The sequence below is a fragment of the Oceanospirillum linum genome, assembly GCF_001995095.2.
Taxonomy (GTDB): domain Bacteria; phylum Pseudomonadota; class Gammaproteobacteria; order Pseudomonadales; family Halomonadaceae; genus Oceanospirillum; species Oceanospirillum linum.
The window spans coordinates 772,845-792,219 of record NZ_MTSD02000001.1; the positions used below are offsets into that span (position 1 = coordinate 772,845).

16 protein-coding genes are annotated in these 19,375 nt (G+C 48.0%); 1 reads left to right on the top strand and 15 read right to left on the bottom strand.

Going from position 1 to position 19,375, the window contains the following annotated elements:
• Positions 1 to 2 precede the first annotated feature (2 nt).
• The 14 genes from flgK to BTA35_RS03715 all read right to left on the bottom strand — a co-directional run bounded on the left by flgK (position 3) and on the right by BTA35_RS03715 (position 15,688).
• Positions 3 to 2,195 carry a flagellar hook-associated protein FlgK gene (gene flgK / locus BTA35_RS03655; RefSeq protein WP_077243038.1) on the bottom strand — a complete coding sequence of 731 codons (2,193 nt, stop codon included), beginning with the start codon at positions 2,193 to 2,195 and terminating at the stop codon, positions 3 to 5.
• 72 nt (positions 2,196 to 2,267) lie between these two features.
• Positions 2,268 to 3,263 (bottom strand): flagellar assembly peptidoglycan hydrolase FlgJ, encoded by a 996-nt coding sequence (gene flgJ / locus BTA35_RS03660; RefSeq protein ID WP_077243039.1) that lies wholly within the window; start codon positions 3,261 to 3,263, stop codon positions 2,268 to 2,270.
• Between the two features lie 165 nt (positions 3,264 to 3,428).
• Positions 3,429 to 4,514: a flagellar basal body P-ring protein FlgI gene (locus BTA35_RS17700; protein WP_103989706.1), complete on the bottom strand. Its 1,086-nt coding sequence runs from the start codon at positions 4,512 to 4,514 to the stop codon at positions 3,429 to 3,431.
• 12 nt (positions 4,515 to 4,526) lie between these two features.
• Complete coding sequence (gene flgH / locus BTA35_RS17705; RefSeq protein ID WP_103989705.1) at positions 4,527 to 5,189, bottom strand: flagellar basal body L-ring protein FlgH; 663 nt, start codon at positions 5,187 to 5,189, stop codon at positions 4,527 to 4,529.
• 65 nt (positions 5,190 to 5,254) lie between these two features.
• Positions 5,255 to 6,040 (bottom strand): flagellar basal-body rod protein FlgG, encoded by a 786-nt coding sequence (gene flgG, locus BTA35_RS03670; RefSeq protein ID WP_077243040.1) that lies wholly within the window; start codon positions 6,038 to 6,040, stop codon positions 5,255 to 5,257.
• Positions 6,041 to 6,065: 25 nt separating this feature from the next.
• Positions 6,066 to 6,806, bottom strand: a complete 741-nt coding sequence (locus BTA35_RS03675) for a flagellar basal body rod protein FlgF (protein WP_077243041.1) — start codon at positions 6,804 to 6,806, stop codon at positions 6,066 to 6,068.
• 234 nt (positions 6,807 to 7,040) lie between these two features.
• Complete coding sequence (locus tag BTA35_RS03680) at positions 7,041 to 9,131, bottom strand: flagellar hook-basal body complex protein (RefSeq protein ID WP_077243042.1); 2,091 nt, start codon at positions 9,129 to 9,131, stop codon at positions 7,041 to 7,043.
• 25 nt (positions 9,132 to 9,156) lie between these two features.
• Complete coding sequence (locus BTA35_RS03685) at positions 9,157 to 9,864, bottom strand: flagellar hook assembly protein FlgD (protein WP_077243043.1); 708 nt, start codon at positions 9,862 to 9,864, stop codon at positions 9,157 to 9,159.
• A gap of 15 nt (positions 9,865 to 9,879) precedes the next feature.
• Positions 9,880 to 10,332, bottom strand: a complete 453-nt coding sequence (gene flgC / locus BTA35_RS03690) for a flagellar basal body rod protein FlgC (protein ID WP_077243044.1) — start codon at positions 10,330 to 10,332, stop codon at positions 9,880 to 9,882.
• Between the two features lie 2 nt (positions 10,333 to 10,334).
• On the bottom strand, positions 10,335 to 10,736 hold the full coding sequence (flgB, locus tag BTA35_RS03695) for a flagellar basal body rod protein FlgB (protein WP_077243045.1): 402 nt from the start codon (positions 10,734 to 10,736) through the stop codon (positions 10,335 to 10,337).
• A 206-nt stretch (positions 10,737 to 10,942) separates the two neighbouring features.
• Complete coding sequence (locus tag BTA35_RS03700; protein ID WP_077243046.1) at positions 10,943 to 12,100, bottom strand: acyl-CoA dehydrogenase family protein; 1,158 nt, start codon at positions 12,098 to 12,100, stop codon at positions 10,943 to 10,945.
• Between the two features lie 47 nt (positions 12,101 to 12,147).
• Complete coding sequence (locus tag BTA35_RS03705; RefSeq protein WP_077243047.1) at positions 12,148 to 12,909, bottom strand: 3-hydroxyacyl-CoA dehydrogenase; 762 nt, start codon at positions 12,907 to 12,909, stop codon at positions 12,148 to 12,150.
• 176 nt (positions 12,910 to 13,085) lie between these two features.
• A complete protein-coding gene (locus tag BTA35_RS03710) occupies positions 13,086 to 14,792 on the bottom strand; it encodes an AMP-binding protein (protein ID WP_430522264.1) in 1,707 nt (568 codons plus the stop codon).
• Between the two features lie 326 nt (positions 14,793 to 15,118).
• Complete coding sequence (locus BTA35_RS03715; protein ID WP_077243048.1) at positions 15,119 to 15,688, bottom strand: TetR/AcrR family transcriptional regulator; 570 nt, start codon at positions 15,686 to 15,688, stop codon at positions 15,119 to 15,121.
• A gap of 142 nt (positions 15,689 to 15,830) precedes the next feature.
• Between BTA35_RS03715 and BTA35_RS03720 the strand changes: the two genes are divergently transcribed.
• A complete protein-coding gene (locus tag BTA35_RS03720; protein WP_077243049.1) occupies positions 15,831 to 17,012 on the top strand; it encodes an acetyl-CoA C-acyltransferase in 1,182 nt (393 codons plus the stop codon).
• Between the two features lie 99 nt (positions 17,013 to 17,111).
• Here the strand turns inward: BTA35_RS03720 and BTA35_RS03725 are convergent, their stop codons facing one another.
• A complete protein-coding gene (locus tag BTA35_RS03725; protein WP_077243050.1) occupies positions 17,112 to 19,046 on the bottom strand; it encodes a methyl-accepting chemotaxis protein in 1,935 nt (644 codons plus the stop codon).
• Positions 19,047 to 19,375 lie beyond the last annotated feature (329 nt).

The following is a 19,375-nucleotide window of genomic DNA, read 5'->3' on the forward strand; positions in this document are numbered from 1 at the left end:
AATTATCTCCCTACCGCACTAATCAGAGTTGAGAACAGTTGCTGAGAAACTGCTATCAACTGAGCAGAAGCACTATAAGCCTGCTGAAATTTCACAAGATTTGCTGCTTCTTCATCCAAGTTAACGCCTGCCACACTTTCCCGTAGTGATATGCTTTGCTCCAAAATAGCAGCACCGGATTCGGCATTAATATTCGCTTCTGCAGTCTGAATACCTACAAACTCAACGGTATTAGCATAAGCATCCTGATAGGTTACCTTGCCATCATCAATAACGCCTTCAGATTGAAGATCGGAGATAGCAGCGCCGTTGGTGTTATCACCAAAGCCATCACGGTTAAACTCAACCAAAACCGCATCACCATTCGCAGGTATCCCCCCAAGATCCATACTGAACCCCCAGGTATCCGGAATAACATTCTGTGTCTTGCCTAACTCGAATGCATCGGCACCTGTTGCAGAATACAAAACGGTCCCTGTGCTTGCATCTACAATGTCATATTCCATTGAAGCATCACCGGCTGCATAGGTATTACCCGGGTCAAAGTCAATTTTAATCCCATCCGGCAGGTCGGAGACAGTTGGTACTGCACCACTATCATAAAAACGTAGCTGACCATCTTTCTGGTCAAAGAAAACACTTTGGTCTGCAGGTGTGCCCAAGCTGGTAACAATAGAGCCTGTATTTGATGTTTTGAATGTAGCTGTAACCTCACGGGAAGCAACAGCAATGGAACCCGTATTATAAGAAGCGGTGGTTGCTCGCATCGGTGATGCCAAGGCAATTTCATCGCCATCGGTAATTTCGCGCTGAATATCCTGCGCACCATTACGGGTAGGAGAGATCGTAAAATCATCCCCCTGATATACTTTGTTAGTGGCTGATGCTGGCAGTTTAAGTCGCACACCGTCAACTTCAATCCGTATATTAGGATCTTTCAGCTCTGCCATGGTAACAACAGATTTGTTAACTGTAGTACCGGATGCATCGGTGTACTCAAAGCGCAGTGCATTACCATCAGAATCACGTAAACTGAAAGTAGCATTCGCCGGATTGGCATCATCACCCGCAGACAGCGCTGACAAGCGATAGTCTTTATTTGTCAATTGACTTGAATCTACAATCTCAACCTGAAGCCCTAAGCTGCCGCTCTTATTGTTATCCTGGTAAGGTGTAACACGCTCTTCCATCAATTCACGTTCATTCATATCCCGGAAGAAATTCCCCCCAATCTCATTATTGAGATTCATCCCCAGACTATGCTGATCATTGAATGTCTCAGAAATAGTGATCGCCAACCGGCCCAGCTCATTCACTGCAGGGGTCAAGACTTCCTCTCTGAAGCGAAGTAAGCCTCCCATTTCCCCACCGGTGATCAGCTCAGTGATCATCTTATCGCCTTCTTTCGGGTCAGAGTAGAAGACATCCAGCTCTCTTTGCTCAGCACGCCCTGGGGCAGCTTTCAGGGTAAAGGACTCCTGATTAATGACCAAAGGAAAGCCATCACCGATGAAAACAGATACAGTACCATCAGCAACATCTGTGGTTTTAACACCGACATATTCACTCAGTTCACGGAGTTTTTCATCACGCATGTCCAACAAGTCATTTGGCGGCAAACCACCTGTTCGGCCACTGGCTGACGCGATCTCCTTATTAAGCTCAGCAATCGCAGTTGAAATGCGGTTAATATCCTGAATGTTAGTGGCTAACTGAGTGTTCAGGTTATCACTGGTATTTTCGTAGCGATCATCAATCAGGTTAAAACGCTCAACCAGCGTATTCGCCTCAGCTAATACCAAACTGCGCAAAGGTTGCGAGTCGGGCTCATCATTCAGGGATTCCATCGCCGCAAAGAACTCATTCAGAGCAGCACCAGGACTGGAAGAAGTATCAGACAAAAGGTTATCCAGCTCCTTGGCATAACCCAAAACAGTCTCATACTCTTTAGCAAGGCTGGTATCATTACGCACTTGCTGGGTCAGAAAAGTTTCGGAGATACGACGCACAGTGGTGGTCATAGCGCCCATCCCGAAATACCCCTCACCTGTCGCAAAGGCTGGTGCCGTTTGCTGAATCGCCTGCTGTCGGCTATATCCAGGGGTATCAACATTGGCAATATTATGCCCGGTGGTATTCAGTGCATTCTGGTGCACACTGGTACCGGAATAACCGAGTTTAAGAAGATCTGTCATAGTTCTGCTCCAAGATTAAGCCCAGTGCTCAGCATAGCTGGCAAAGTCCCTAACACGTTGAATAACCCGGCATCACCCCTGGCTATTTTGGTCACTTTTAACAGCAAGCGTCATATTGCTGCTATTGATAATACGTTGAATTTTCTGTGCATAAGCAGGGTCAGTTGCGTAACCTGCATCCTGCAGACCTTTAGTAAACAAAACGGGATCAGAAGCGCGCTTAAGGGCTTCCGTATAGCGTGGGTTACTCTGCAGAAAATTCGCATAATCTTTAAGGCTTTCTTCATAGCTGCCATAGGCACGAAAAGCAGCCTGCTCCCGCTGAGCCACACCCCCACGGTACTCTAAGGTAGAAACAACGGCAGACTCACCATCCCAGCGACTATCGGCTTTGATACCAAACAGGTTAAAGCTGTTTTTACCTGATTCATCACGAATCATGTAGCGGCCCCAACCTGTTTCCAGTGCTGCCTGAGACAGCATCACTTTGGGATCGAGCCCCAGAGCTTCAGCCGCTTTTTCTGCGGCAGGGTATAAGGATGTTATAAAGTCCTGCGGTGAATCAAAGCCCTGCTCTATCATGTTAGCTTCCGCAAGGGCTGCTTTTTCTTCAGCACGCTCGGCCGCAAACTTATCACGCCAGCTCTGCATTAACTCGGGATCATAACGGCTGGCCGGGAAGCGACTACCTCGATCAAGCATCTCCTGAATCGACTTCGGATTGCGGGTCTCATCAGCCTCAGTTTCCAGGCCATAGTCTTTACTTAACTGACGAACAAGCACATCAGCCAGACCAAAAGTACCGCCCTCAGTGATGGTAACGGCCATTTGCTCATCAAACATCTGCTGATAAAAGCGTACCTGCTCACTATCAAAAATACCGTCTTTGGAAAGTAGTTCATTGGATTGACGGGCATTTTTCATAATCATCTGAACCATCATGGCTTCAAACTGACGAGCAACCTCTTTCAAAGCTTCAGGGTCATCCTCCCGGGCACCCTTGCGCAAGGATTCCAAACCCTGCACATCGGTAACGACTCTGGCCTGATCGTATTTGCTGTTAATCATGCTGATACCCTTCCACTGTTGCTCGCCACACCTGCCCCGCTACGGGGTTGCTTTCAGCCGGTAAACGGCTCATCAATCTGTACACCCGCTCAACCCATAAAGTATTTTGCCGGTTTTATACCCAATGACAGTTACAGCAAAGTATGTGCCACAAAACAAAAGACCTTAAATAACAACTAAATCAGCTTTCAGAGCGCCTGCCTGTTTTAAAGCCTCAAGGATTGCCATCAGATCTCCGGGAGCAGCGCCAACCTGGTTCACAGCCCGAACAATCTCGTCAAGGGTTACCCCTGGAGCAAACTTGAACATCGTCGAATCATCCTGACGAATATCAATAGCAGTATTTTCCTGAACCGCCGTTTCTCCGTTAGCCAGCGGGTTGGGCTGCACCACTTCCGGGGCCTCCTGAATGGTAACCGTCAGGCTGCCATGGGTAACGGCTGCAGGGGCCACACGTACATTTTGACCAATAACAATGGTGCCGGTGCGGGAGTTAATAATAATTTTCGCTGAAGCCTCCCCCGGCTGGACTTCAAGATTCTCCAGAACCGAGAGATAACTTACTCGCTGAGAAGGGTCCCGTGGTGCCCGAACACGAATAGAAACAGCATCATATGCCTGAGCAACATTATCACCCAGCAAGTCATTAACCCGCTCCGCAACGCGCTTTGCAGTGGTAAAGTCCGGGCGATGCAGGTTAAAGGTAATACTGTCGCCACCGTAAAAGTTATGAACCACAGCTCGCTCCACAGTAGCCCCATTGGGAATACGCCCTACGCTTGGCACATTAACCTGAATCCGTGAACCATCGGCACCCTCCGCACCTAAGCCGCCAACCACAAGGCTACCCTGAGCCACAGCATAGGTGTTGCCATCCGCACCTTTCAGGGGGGTCATTAACAGCGTACCGCCGCGCAAGCTGTCTGCATTACCAATGGAGCTTACCGTTACATCAATACGCTGGCCTGGCTTGGTAAAAGGAGGCAACTCTGCATGAATGGTAACAGCGGCAATGTTTTCTGACTTAGGGTCAACACCCGCCGGCAATGTAATGCCGAACTGACTCATCATATTGGCAAAGGTCTGGTTAGTGAACGGTGCTTTATCACCTGTTCCACTCAAACCAACGATCAGACCATAACCAATCAACTGATTTGTTCTGACCCCATCAACATTCGTGATATCTTTCAGACGATCAGCATGGGCAAGAGAAGCCATTAATACAAAAGCAATAGAAAGTAAAATACGCATGGATACAAGCTCCTAGAAAGGCCACCAGCTGCTATTAAAGAATCGGGTCAACCACCCCTGACGCGTTGAGTCTGCCAGATCACCGGTACCACTATAGGTTAAGCGTGCATCCGCCATCTTTGTTGACATCGCTGTATTTTCAGGAGATACATCTTCTGGGCGCAGCAGGCCACTTACGCGAATAACCTCGGAACCATTGGTCAGATTCAACCACTTCTCGCCCTTTACCAGCATCAGTCCATTTGGGTAAATCTGATGCACCGTCACCGTGATACTCCCCTCAAGACTATTACTCTGCCCTGTAGAGCCCTTCCCGGAAAAAGAGGTGTCGTTTTCAATATTCGTAGCCAGATCCAGGGGCTGCTGACCGAGAATCGTTGGATTCAGCAGATCAACCTCGGTTGACTTTGATAGCGATGCATTTGTCGACTTATTAGAGCTGGTCGTCTCAGTCAGCAAAATCGTAATAACATCACCCACACGATAAGCCTTGCGATCTCCGTACAGTGTCATGCTGTAGTTTTGCTGATAAAGCGAGCCATTCGCTGCCGGAGGTGGCGCAATATGGCTTGGCTGAACAGGGGCGTAAAAGGGATCGTCGGGCTTTACCATCCCTTCTTTGGACTGACAACCTGCCAAAACCAAGGCCAATACAAGTCCTGCAACACGTTTCATATTAAACACCACCCTCAACTCTCGACTATCGACCTTAACTATCAACTGAACCAAACTTTAAAAAATTATAAAGTTTGGGTCAGGTTACGCAGCATGCCATCCGCAGCAGATACTACTTTTGAGTTCATCTCATAAGCACGCTGAGTCGAAATCATATTGACCAGCTCTTCAACGGCATTAACATTTGAGTTTTCCAGCATCTTATGCTCTATTGAGGCAAAACCATCCTCATTCGGCACACCAACAATTGGAGCCCCGGATGCTGCCGTCTCTTTGAACAGGTTACCGCCTACAGACTGCAAGCCGGTCGGGTTAACAAAGTCAGCAATAGTAATCTGACCAACTTCATCCTCTTCAGGCTGCCCTGGCAGCTTTACAGAAACGATACCATCCTTACTGATACTGACCGACTGAGCATCTTCAGGAATTTCTATCACAGGCTCCAAAAGAAAACCGGTAGCCGTTACCATCTCGCCTTCAGCATTCACCTGGAACTGGCCATTGCGGGTATAGCCCAGCGTACCATCAGGCATCTGGATCTGGAAAAAACCTCTGCCATCCAAAGCCATATCAAACGGTGCTTCAGTAATCTGCAGGCTGGTGGTTGTATGTATTTTCTGCGTAGCAACAGTCCGCACACCAGTACCCAGCTGCAACCCGGATGGTAGCTGAGTATTCAAAGAGGATTGGGCACCAGGCTGACGCACTTGTTGATACAGAAGATCCTGAAAGATCGCCCGTTCTTTTTTGAAACCAACCGTGCTCACATTCGCCAGGTTATTAGAAATGGTACGCAGTTGAGTATCCTGTGCACTTAAACCTGTTTTACTTACCCATAAAGCTGCATGCATTGTCTTGTCCTCAATTCGGTTTTAGTTAGCTCATGCGCATAACAGAAGCGGCCGCAGCCGAGTTTTCATCAACGGTTTTCATCATTTTAGTCTGCATCTCGTACTGACGCGTCAGTGAAAGAATACTAATTAATTCCTGAGCCGCATTCACATTACTCGACTCAAGAAAACCGGACTCTACTGTTACAAAAGCATCAGTCTCAGCGGGCTCACCCGAGCGCAAACGCATCAGGCCATCCAAGCCCTTCTCCATCTGCTGCTTATCCGGGTTGACCAGCTTAATACGGTCCACCTGAACCAGCTCATTCGCTTCCGCTCCCTGAGCCTGAACAGAGATAACCCCATCCACACCAATCTCAACATGAGACGCCGGAGGAATCACAACCGGCCCCCCTTCACCCATTACCGGAAGACCTTTTCCGGTACGCAGAATTCCATTCGGATCAACAACCATCTCACCTGATCGCGTATAAGCTTCATCACCGGTATTAGACTGCACAGCAATCCAACCATCACCCTGAATAGCAATATCCAGAGCACGGTCAGTCTGAATAAAAGCACCACTTTGCATATCCGTGGCGGGACGCTCTGTCAGAGCGTAAACACGAGTTGGAAAATGCTCACCAAATACCGGCATAGCCCGTGACTGTTCAAAGTCGGCTTTAAAGCCCGTCGTATTAGCATTAGCCAGATTATTTGCCCGAGCCGTTTGCGCCATCATGTTATGTTTGGCACCGGTCATCGCAATATAAAGCGCTTTATCCATAGTGGGTTACCTCATTATTATCCATTTGACTAAGCGTCATGGGACAACATCAATAGGGTGAGCCTTTGCCGCTTTTTCTTTTCCGCACTCTGTTTGAGGCGCCAAAAACGGCAAAGGGCTTACAATTACCTAAGTAAATGCAAGCCCTATGCCAGAAGTGACTTTCATGAGGTCAAGCAGGGAAAATTAAAAAAGCCTCTCCTGGGAGAGGCTTATAAAGTTACGAAACGCTGCTTATCGCAGGTTGATAATCGTCTGAGTCAGCGTATCAGCTGTTTGCAGAGTTTTAGCATTTGCCTGGTAATCACGCTGAGCAATAATCATCTCAACCAGCTCTTCTGAAAGATCAACATTTGAATCTTCAAGAGCTTTAGATGTAATGTTACCGGCAATCCCCACACCAGGGGCATTAACAACCGGATCACCCGACTTAGTGGACTCAGCCCACATGGTACCGCCAACCGGGGTCAGACCTTGCTGGTTACGGAAGTTAGCCAAAGCAACCTGTCCTACCAGTTTCGTCTGGCTGTTGGTATAACTGGCAATGATCATGCCCGCATCATCAATATCCAGCCCTGCCAACTCACCTGTTGCATAGCCATCCTGAGCCAGAGAGGTTGCTCCAAAAGAGCCCGCAAACTGGGTAGTCCCGGTCAGATCAATTTCAAAGATCTGAGGTTCATCAGAACCATTCTGATTACCGGTACCATCTTTAGGCACCCAGTCTTTGATCGCCATAGTTTTCAACGGCTCATCCAAAACACCGAACTCCGTGAAGTTAAAAGAGAAATAGTCCGGAGTATTTTCGTTGGCATCCGTCACCTTTTCACCATCAACCGTTACATGCATATGCCAGCGGTTATCTGCTGCTTCAGATTCAAAAGCAGACATTACTTTAACCATGGACTCCTGAGCCGAAGCAAGGTCAAACCAATCCAGCTCTACATCTTGCAATACGTTCAGTGCCAACTGATAAACACCACCTTCTTCTGTACCGGTGTTGGCATCTCGCTCTACTTCAAGCGCATCCAGCATTTGACGGTAAACATCCTCATAGTCTGAAGCCGCCGCAGGCAAAGGCACATTAGTCATATTGATTTCTGCCGTCAGAGGGTCGGCAGGAGGTACAAGCGTTGTCATAACCGCCATACGCAAATCACCAGCAATGGTATCAATACCCGCGTAAGCCCGTTGGCCGCCAGAGATCACGCCATTAAGCTCTGTCAGTGCATCTTCAAAAACAGCATTAGACACACCTGAGCTTGGGACGACCGGAAGAAAGTCATCAAGAGCCTTGTAGGCATCCTCATAAAACTCTTTGGTACGTCCTGTGCTAGCATCAACCATATCCTGAAGAGCTGTTTTTATTTGCTCCAAACGAGTTCCACGATCTTGATCCGCCGCCAGAGTGGTGTCAGTCGCCAATGGCGGAGCAGCTGCAAAGTCTGCTGAAAACGTTGGTGGCAATATAGCCGCAATATCAGCATCCAGGACACCATCCCCCGTATTGCCCGGAGAGCCCACACCTGCAGCCGCGGTATCATCCTGACCGTCCGCATCACCTGGAAACCGATAACCATCGTCAGATACAGGATAACTAACAGGATTCAGCGCACCCGTCAGGCCATGTTTGGCAGCACCAATCAGGGTTTGAATCGCCCGGGTTGGCTCACCATACTCCGGCAGATAAGGCGGCTGCTTGACGAAGTACTGGGTCATTGTATGGGAGTTACCCAAGGTGTCATAAACGACCGACGGATACAGATGGGTATAAGTATCTGAATCATTCGGGTCAAAAATATAGTTAGTCGGCGCATCTGCACGGGAGTCCAGATTAAAGGCAACATCAACTTCAGAGGTCGCATTCGGCGAGATGTTCGCCTGTGGGATAAAGATATCATCAATAGCACCAACAGCAATACCATCACCATTGGCATTAGCAGGGTATCCCTGAAGCTTATAATCCGTATTGGTTACAACATAACCATCTTTATCTACACCAAACATACCTGCCCGGGTGTAATTGATTTCACCGTTACCCGCCTCAACAACAAAGAAGCCGTTACCATCAATCGCCATATCAAGGCTTCTCTGGGTAAAGGATGTCCCGCCCTGAGAAAACTGTTGCGAGATATTGGTAACCTGGACACCATTACCTGTCTGATTTGATGTAGACCCCATACCAGATGTTGCGTAAACATCCGCAAACTCTGCACGGGATTTTTTAAAACCTACTGTACTGGCGTTAGCAATATTATTACCAACGGTATCCAAGTGTTTTTTAGCCGCTGACAGGCCAGAAATACCAAGACTGAATGTGCTCATAATCCTTAATCCTTACTTTCTAAATTTAGAAAAATTCATTCACTTCGCTTAATGCGATCGAGCCTTCACCGGCAAGGTTTAGCCACACTTCACCGCCATTAGCGATAGTGACGCTGTTCACATTAGCGTTGGTATAGGTTGTAAGACCGAGTGACTGACCATTAATCTCAGCACTTGAAATCACCTGATACAAACCCGGTTGAGCTGGCTCACCATTATCCATGACGCCATCCCATTCAAAATCAATCCGGCCTTCTGAAAAAACACCTGATTCATTACGGTACTGACTGGTATCGACGGTCTTTAGCACCTGGCCATTATTATCCACAATCATCATATCCAGGTTATTCGCACTGGAAGATAGGAAAACACTGCCTGTGAAACTTCCACCCTCAACAAGATTACCGATATTAGATTGAATCTGAACTTTTCGCCCCACCAAAGCAGAAGCCTGTAGCGCCTGAGAGGACTGCAGCGAGGTGATAAAGCCTTCAGTTACGGTATTCAGGTTCTGAATACCCTCAACCATCGAAAGTTGAGATAACTGCGCCATATATTCCGCATTACCCTGGGGCTCTAACGGATCCTGGTTATTCATTTGTGCAATCATGAGTTTCATAAACTCATCTTTACCCATCTCATTACTTTTAGCTGCATTAGCTGCTGCTTCGGCCTGCTTAACAGCATCAATGCTATTATTTGCCCAGAACTCACTATTCGTATTTACCGCCATGATCCGCTACCTCGCTTACTGGCCTAACGTCAGAACACGCTGCATCATTGTTTTTGCAGTATTCATGACTTCAACATTGGTTTGAAATGAGCGAGAAGCAGACAGCATATCCGCCATCTCTTCCACAACATTAACGTTAGGGTAGAACACATAACCTTCTTCGTTAGCCATCGGATGATCCGGTTCAAAACGGCGCTGAAGCGGGGCATCACTTTCTACGATACCGCGAACTAAAACACCTTCACCGGCACTATCTCTGGGGTCAAAACTGGTCACGGGATTACCTAACTCACCCTGCTTATAATTTTCCAGCATAGGAGCAAAAACTGCCTTACGGGCCCGGTAAGTCTCATCAACACTACTGCTGACACTTTGCGCGTTCGCCATATTACTGGCGGTGGTATTCAGACGAAGTGTCTGAGCACTCATTCCGCTACCTGCGATATTAAAAACCTTGCCTAAAGACATAATTATTCACTCCTCAGCGCTTTGCTTAACCCTTTGAACTTACTATTCAAAAAGGTAAAGCTTGACTGAAATTCAAGAGAGTTACGGGCATATTGTGCCTGCTCAATATCAGTTTCTACCGTATTGCCATCAACAGCAGGCTGAGTCGGAATCCGATACTTCAGCGAGCTCTCTGTCACAACGGCTTCGGCAGGTATATGACGCGCATTGGTACGATTCAGCTCCATGCGATCACGACTCTCATATTCGCCGCGCAGAATTCCTTTAAAATCCAGATCCCGCGCTTTAAAACCCGGTGTATCTGAGTTGGCAATATTGTTTGCCAGAATCTCAGAGCGTTCCGTGCGCACACGAAGAGCATCGGGATGAATACCCAGAGCGTTTTTAAAACTGATTGCGGTCATAATTTGCCCTACCTGTTTGCTTTGCCCTTATAGATACAAACATCGTGCCAAATAAAAAAAACCTTAAAAAACAAATAGATAAATATTTAAAAAAAACATAAAACAGAAAGAAGTACTTTAAAAGGAAGTAGTTTGCCGCTTTTCCCAGGCATAAAAAAACCGCCCGAAGGCGGTCAATGGTACACGTTAATGATTGAGCTCCGGGTTCAACCCAGCTCCTTCAGAATTTCCCTTGCGATAATCACTCGTTGGATTTCGCTAGTACCTTCATAAATAGTGGTGACACGGGCGTCCCGGGCAAAGCGCTCCAGTGGGTACTCTTTGACGTAGCCGTTGCCACCCATAAGCTGTAGAGCACTGTAGCAGGCGGTATTGGCTTTTTCAGTGGCATAGAGTTTGGCCATCGAGGCTTCTTTGGCAAAAGGTAGACCTTGCTCTTTTTTCCAGGCCGCACTCATCAGCAACAAACGCGCTGCTTCCAATTCGGTATAATGATCCGCCATCATCCACTGTAATCCCTGAAAAGCAGCCAGTGGCTTACCAAACTGTTCCCGTTCTTTGGTGTAGCGCGCCGCGTAGTCTATAGCTGCACTGCCGATGCCTAGCGCCAGAGAACCGATACCAATGCGCCCCCCTGCCAGTTCTGCCACGGCAATACGGAAACCATCATTCAACTTGCCCATAATGGCAGAGTCCGGTACACGGCAGTTATCAAATACAACCTCGTTGGTAGCGGAGGCCTTTTGGCCCATTTTATCCTCTGCTTTGCTGATGGTAATACCAGGATTATCTGCATCAACCAAAAAGCAGGAGATGCCCTTACCTTTAGGAGCATCTTTATCTGTCACCGCCCAGACCACAAAAACACCGGCATATTCAGCGCTACTGATCCACTGCTTAGCACCGTTGATCACCCAGTCTTCGCCATCTTTAATGGCACTGGCACGCATACCGGAAGGATCTGATCCCGCATTAGCTTCACTTAAACAGAAGCTACCTGCAGCAAATTCGCCACTGCATATTTTAGGAATATACTTCTGGCGCTGCTCTTCGTTACCCACTTCCTGAATCACTTCGGCCACCATATTGGTTACCGACATGGTAACGGCGGTGGAGGCACAGGCCCGGGCAATTTCTGTCATCGCAACGCTAAAAGCAACCACACCGGCTTCAGAGCCGCCATATTCCGCTTTTACATTCAGCCCCATGAAGCCCAGATCTGAAAGCTTTTTCAGGTTGGATAACAGAGTCTCTCTATTGCCAGTCTGATCCAGTTCTGCAGCCACTGGCTCCAGTTCTGTTTCGGCGAATTTACGCGCCATATCCTGAATCATCTGCTGCTCTTCGGTTAATGCCATCTGCATCGCGGTCTTCCTCAATTCTTCAAATTAAGCGGCATATTCAATATGGTTCAAACCATACGAATGGCACCATCCAAGCGGATCACCTCGCCGTTCAGCATGGTATTTTCAATAATATGACAGGCCATTGCTGCAAACTCTGCAGGCTTACCTAAGCGTTTAGGGAAAGGTACTGAGTTACCCAAAGCCTCAACAGCTTCGTCGGGAATATCGCTCATCATTGGTGTTTCAAATACCCCCGGTGCCAGTGTCATCACCCGGATACCATGACGGGAGAGTTCACGGGCTAGAGGCAGCGCCATACCGGCAACACCCGCTTTAGATGAGGCGTAAGAGGCCTGACCAACCTGACCATCAAAGGCGGCAATAGAAGCTGTGTTGATAATAATGCCGCGTTCGTTATCCGCCAGAGGCTCATTTTTAGCCATCGCCTGAGCAGCCAGTCGGTTCACATTAAATGTACCCACTAAGTTGATATTCACGCCTTTAGCAAACAGCTCAAGAGAGGCTGGATTCAACTCACGATCCAACAGTTTTTGTACAACAACAATACCGGCGCAGTGAACAACACCGTGCAGGGCACCGTATGACTCAACGGCTAAATTAACGGCGTTTTGCACATCCTCTTCCGAGGTAATATCAGTGGCGATAAAACTTGCCGCCTGACCCAGCTCCGCTGCTAGCTCGACACCGGCCTTGTTGATATCAGCCAGTACCACATTAGCTCCCTGCTCGATCAGACTGCGGGTTGTCGCTTCGCCTAAACCTGAAGCAGCGCCAGTGACCAGAAAGGTTTTTCCTGAAATTTTCATGGAGTTTCTCTCACGTTTACGTTGCCACGTCGGGCGTGGGAACGAGTTGACTCTTAACAGGCTCCCACGCTCGGCATGGTAGCCAAAATAGTTTGTCTTTGCCGCGATAGCATGTCGGGCTAAAGCCCGACCTACAAAACGATGAATGCAAAAGTTACGAGCCGTAAAGCTATAAGCTATGCAGTTGCCGCTTCATCTTCAGCCTGTTTGCGAAGTATAAAGCGCTGAATCTTGCCACTTGGAGTCTTGGGCAGCTCATCAACAAACTCAATTTCCCGCGGGAAGGCGTGAGTCGACAGCCGCTCACGAACCAGATTCTGAATATCCTGCACCAGTTCAGCTGAAGGCTCATAACCATCACGCAGCACAACAAAAGATTTGATGATATGACCACGCTTAGCATCAGGTTTACCCACGGCAGCACTTTCTGCTACAGCCTCATGCTCCAGTACTGTACCTTCGACATCAGCTGGCCCGACGCGATAGCCGGCAGTGGTAATGATGTCGTCATCTCGACCGCTAAACTGGAAACAACCATCACGGTTTTCAAAGACCATATCGCCGGTTAAGTAATACTTGCCATGGAAGGGTTTCTTCTCCTGCCAGGTGTAGCCTTGGAAGAAAAATGCCGGTGAATTTTCCATATCCACTGCAAACTGCCCCTCTTCGCCAGCACTGACTTCATTGTAGTCCGCATCCAGAGCCACAACACGATAACCCGGCAGTGCATATCCCATCGCACCAATATGCACATTGTGCTCCAAAGCATGGTGGTTACAGCAGGTCATGCCAGTTTCAGTCTGACCATAGTGATCCATAACAGGACAACCCAGTACATCACCCACCCAGTTAACAACCTCCGGGCTTAGCGGCTCACCAGCAGAGCTGGCACGGCGCAATAACAGCTTAGGCTTCATCTCATTATGTGCATCACTGGCCATCATCATGCGGTAAGCCGTCGGTGCCGCCGCAAGGTTCGTGATCTGATATTTTTCCAGCATTTCGTAGGTATTTTCGGTGGTAAAGCCTGCCTCATTGAAATGCGTTGCCACCCCCATGCATAACGGACCGGTAATGGCATAATAAAGACCATAAGCCCAGCCGGGATCAGCCACATTCCAGTACTTATCATCCTGATCCAGGCCGATGGCGTATTTCATATAAATATAGAAACCCAACAGCGCTTTTAACGGCACAGCAACGCCTTTGGATTTGCCGACAGTACCTGAGGTGAACATCTGCAGAAAGGGTTGATCAGCATTCAGAACAACAGGCTCAAACTGATTGCTTTGCGCTGCCATGACTGTAGCAAAATGCAGATCACCTTTAGTTTTAGCTTCTGCTTCACTCCCACAAACCTGGACAACAGTTGGTAACCCCTTCACCTGGTCAAACTTATGACGATTAGCCGCATCAGTGACCACTACTTTTGCATCACACTGAGTAATGCGATATTCAATTGCTTCATAGCCAAAAGCGGTAAATAACGGCTGATAAACCGCGCCGATACGCCATGTGCCCAACACCACAACCAAAAGGTCCGCAGTTCGGGGAAGCATACAGGAGATGCGATCTCCTGCTTTTACGCCCTGAGATGCCAGAAAATTTGCAAACTGAGCTGATTTAGCCTGCAACTCAGCCCAGGTATGAGTCGAACCGGAACCGTCTGCAGCTTCACAGAAAAGGCCAACTTCATCGCCGCGCCCTGCCAGAACCTGCTTATCGCAGCACTCTATGCAGGCATTAAATCCCTCTTTGAGACTCCCAATAAACTGAGTCTCAATCTGATCCATAGAAAAATCAGCCATAAAGGCGGCAAAATGCTGCTTCTCAGCAGCAGAACTTATCATAGGGTTTATTTTTTGATCTTTGTTAGCTGTCATGACGGATCTCCGAATATCCAATGCCTGATTATTTTTATTCGTGGCGAGCAACCGGTTTTTATTTACAGGTATCATTTTTTATGGAAAAACGACAACTTCACAGTTTACGTAAACGTAACCTAGTCACTTCAAAAAAAGCGCTCAACTATTAACTAGCAAGCGCTCGGTTTTATAACAATTTAGCGATCCTGAAGCAGTCGCGCAAGCCCTTAAAATGCATTTTTCTGTTAAGGGGTGGATTAAAAGCAGGACTCTGTTTTTCTAGAGCACCTTAAAACGCTGGCAAGACTCTGATCTGCAAACAAAAACAGGCGACGGAGTCAGCCTCACCCCAGACCAATCAGCTCACCTAAGGCCTGAGCAAGATCATCTGGTGTCTTTTCACCGTCAGCATCGTACCACTGAACCGTCCAGTTTAAGGCTCCCAGGGCAAAGCGACGAATCAGCGGCTGATCACCTTTGATCAGACCTGTCTCGACACAATCATCTATAACCTGCTGCCACAGCTGCTCATACCGATCACGCATATCAATCAATACGCTCAGAGACTCATCTGTCAGGCTGCGCCACTCATACAGAGCAACGACATGGGCATTTCTGTCATTCAACAAGGTACTAAGGTGCGCTCTGGCCAGAGCTTTAAACCGCTCTTTCGGCTGAGTAAGACCCTCCAGTGCCTGATCCGCAATGGTCATGGCGCTTTCCATACCATCCTGTATAACCGCACACAATATTTCCTGTTTGTCGTTAAAGTGATGAAAAAGACTGCCGGACTTAATGCCCATGGCATCAGCCAACATACGCACCGTTGTTCGTTCGTAGCCTTGCTCACAGAACAGACGAGCGGCGATGGCTACCAGTTCCTTGCGTCGTTTTGAATTATTAGTTAGAGTCATTTCAAATCTAGCGCTTGCTTGGTTTTTGGTTAATGGCTACCAAATTAACCACAATCCCCCTAAAGCGGTCAAATATTAGGGAGATAAAATCACAGAGCAATGCGCACCTGTCTCAGGATCAATAACAAAAAGAGGTTCAAGCATGAAAGAAGATGCAGTGGTAATCGTTTCCGGGGCACGCACCCCAATGGGTGGCATGATGGGCAGCCTGAGCTCTCTGACAGCACCTCAACTTGGCAGTGTTGCTATCGCCGATGCGGTTGATCGCGCCAACCTTAAGCCTGAAGATATTCAGGAAGTGATTATGGGTTGTGTTCTTCCGGCAAGTCTTGGCCAGGGGCCTGCCCGTCAGGCCATGATGGGGGCTGATATTCCTGTTTCCACTGGTGCGACCACTGTCAATAAACTGTGCGGTTCAGGTATGAAAGCCGCTATGCTGGCACATGACCTGATTAAAGCAGGCAGCAACGATATTATGGTTGCCGGTGGTATGGAGAGCATGAGTAATGCGCCTTACCTGATGACAAAAGCCCGCAGCGGTATGCGCCTGGGTCATGGCGAGGTTAAAGACCATATGTTCCTTGATGGTCTGGAAGATGCCCGCACCGGCAAGCTGATGGGCGTATTTGCTCAGGAGATCGCCGATGATCGTGGCTACACCCGTGAGGCGATGGATAATTTTGCCATTGCATCCCTTAAGAAAGCCATGGCGGCGATTGATAACGGTAAACTGAAAGCGGAAACGGCTCCCGTCACGGTATCCAGCCGTAAAGGCGAAACAGTCATTGCTGATGATGAACAGCCCCATAACGCGAATATTGATAAAATTCCTTCTCTGCGACCCGCATTTACGAAAGACGGTACGGTAACAGCAGCTAATTCCAGCTCGATCTCAGACGGTGCATCTGCTCTGGTACTCATGCGTGAGTCCGAAGCTGAAAAGCGTGGCCTGAAACCTATGGCACGCTTTGTTGCCCATGCTACTCACTCGATGCAACCATCAGAGTTTACCCTAGCGCCTATCGGCTCCATTCAGAAGGTTCTGGATAAAGCGGGCTGGTCGATCGATGATGTAGACCTGTTCGAGATCAACGAGGCCTTTGCCATCGTCACCATGCTGGCGATTGATGGCCTTAATATCCCGTCAGAAAAGGTGAATATCTATGGTGGAGCCTGTGCTCAAGGCCACCCGATTGGCTCCACTGGCTCCCGTATTCTGGTTACTCTGATGCATGCCTTGCAACAGGAAGGCAAAAAACGTGGTATCGCTTCGCTGTGTATTGGCGGCGGCGAAGCAACAGCGGTCGCTGTTGAGCTACTGTAATCATCAGATAGCACAATACCGCTGATTAAAGATAAAAAAGCCGCTACTTCTGATAAGAATGCAGCGGCTTTTTAATGCTATTCTCGGTTAAAACCGATGCTAAACCTTGAAACGCTCTACCTTTTGGTCCAGTTCATTCACCAGGGACTCAAGCTCTCTACTGGTTGCTGCAGCATGATCGACAACCTCAAAAGTCATTTTAGCTTCAGCTACAATCTGCTCCAGCGCATGGGTCATGCTCTGAGCACGTGACGACTGATCCGATGTCATATCCGTGATCTCTTCAAACATACGGTGCAAGTTATCCACAGAGGCACTGACCGTTGCCAGACGTTCATCAGACTGACGCATGCCTTCAATGCTGTTCCGGGCAATTTCACTGGCATTATTGATCGCCTGAACTGCTTTTTGAGTGCCGGATTGAAGCTCGATGATCTGCTGTTCAATATCTTCTGTTGATTGCTGGGTTTTACTGGCCAGCATACGAACCTCATCTGCAACAACCGCAAAACCACGCCCGGTTTCCCCCGCCCGGGCTGCTTCAATAGCAGCGTTCAGCGCCAAAAGATTGGTTTGCTCTGCGATAGATTTAATCATATCCAGTACATCGCCAATCTGGTCACTTTGCGAGGCCAAACTATTGATTACTTCCGCAGTGTTCTCAACATCTGTTACCAAAACCTCAATATCATGGCGCACCTGCCGGGAAATCACCGAGCTCTGAGTCGTTTCCTCACGAATTCTGTCAACGTTTTTAAGTGTTTCGGCAACACTTTTACTCTCCTCAGAAACACTCTCGGCAATATAAGCCACAGACGATGATGCGTCGGAAGCGGCTCCCTGCTGTCTTTCGGTAGCCTCAGAAGCCTGTAGCGTGCCTTTATGCATCGTCGAAACGACATCAGTGGTATGACGGGATAGCTGCTGTACATCATTGATGATCATTTGTATCGCTACAACAAAGTGATTCACCTTATCCGCCATCTCAGTAATTTCATCATTGCCCGACACTTTGATCCTACGGGTAAGGTCCCCCTCTCCGGCGGATAGATCCTCCAAGGCATCGGTCAGTACATTAACCCGGCGTAATAAGCGAACGGAAAGTACAATCACCAGTACAACCACAAGTACCAGCGCACTGATCACAGACACTAATGTCATATGAGTCACCAACTCATCGGAAGAGCTCTCAATGCTCTTGCCAATACTTTCCCGGGCCGAGTCGTTATTTCTCTGAATGCTGTCCAGGCGTTTCAAAAGCTCAGCTACAGACTGGGCACCACCACTATCAATACTTGCCTTTACCGAAGAAATACTCTGATCTATCAAGGCATTGAAGCCCGACTCCATTTTCTGAGTACCCTGAATCACCGAGTCACGGCTCACACCCAAAACAAGCTGGCCAATGACCGCTCCGTTCGGATTAATAGGCTGCTCAATCACAATCAGGCGTTCATGTTTCTTTGCCGCATCTACAATCCGGCTCAGTGTATTATCGCCATCACCTGTTTTCATCAGCTCTTTAACCAGATCGCTTTTGCGGTTCAAGTAGCGAGTCAGACGTTTACCATAGCCGTCATAAAAACCGGCAAAAACCACATGTTCACTTTCATGTGCCATTTTCACGTATTGCGTTAACTGCGGTGTATCACGATCCCAGATCGCCTGAGGTGAGACAGCTGCCAGCAGCACCGCCATATTCCGGGATGTCTCCATAAGCGAAGATTCAAGTAAAGCCACTGTCGCCTTCTTTTCCTGCTCCAGTTGCAGCTGCAACTTTGCAGAAAGATCATCGGAGACACTTTGTGTCATACGGGATATTTGCGCCTGCACGCCTTCACTCGCAGCCTGGAGCTCATCAGAAACTTTGCCATTTTCAACACTCAGACGACTGCGAATATCCGAGATAAGGTTTTTACCACCAGAGGTAGTCAAAAAAATAGTCAGCAGGGTCTGTATACCTGCGAGAAATATAATAGCGATGATTACCGGGCGCAGTAATCGACTATTTAATGCAAATGACTGCTTCGACATAACAGCACCTAATTTTAAAGCAACTTGTGATTGCCTACCCTTTGGTCATATTATTTATGCCGTGGGCGTATTTATTATTTTTCTGAGCTTCAGATCCTTAAAGCGTCAGACCCTGACAAAGAATAATACTTTCGTCTCACAATAAAAACCGCTTTATTGTGCTTTTAACCCAAAAAAACACTACTTTTTGCTGAAAAACCGATTAAAACCCGCCATTTTTATAAAAAGTCCGATAAGTGACGCCCCTACCGGCTCCTGTTATATTCACACACTTTTTTCATGCTCATTGCTGTAGCAAATGGTTGTTATCTCTTGGCAGGCTCACCATA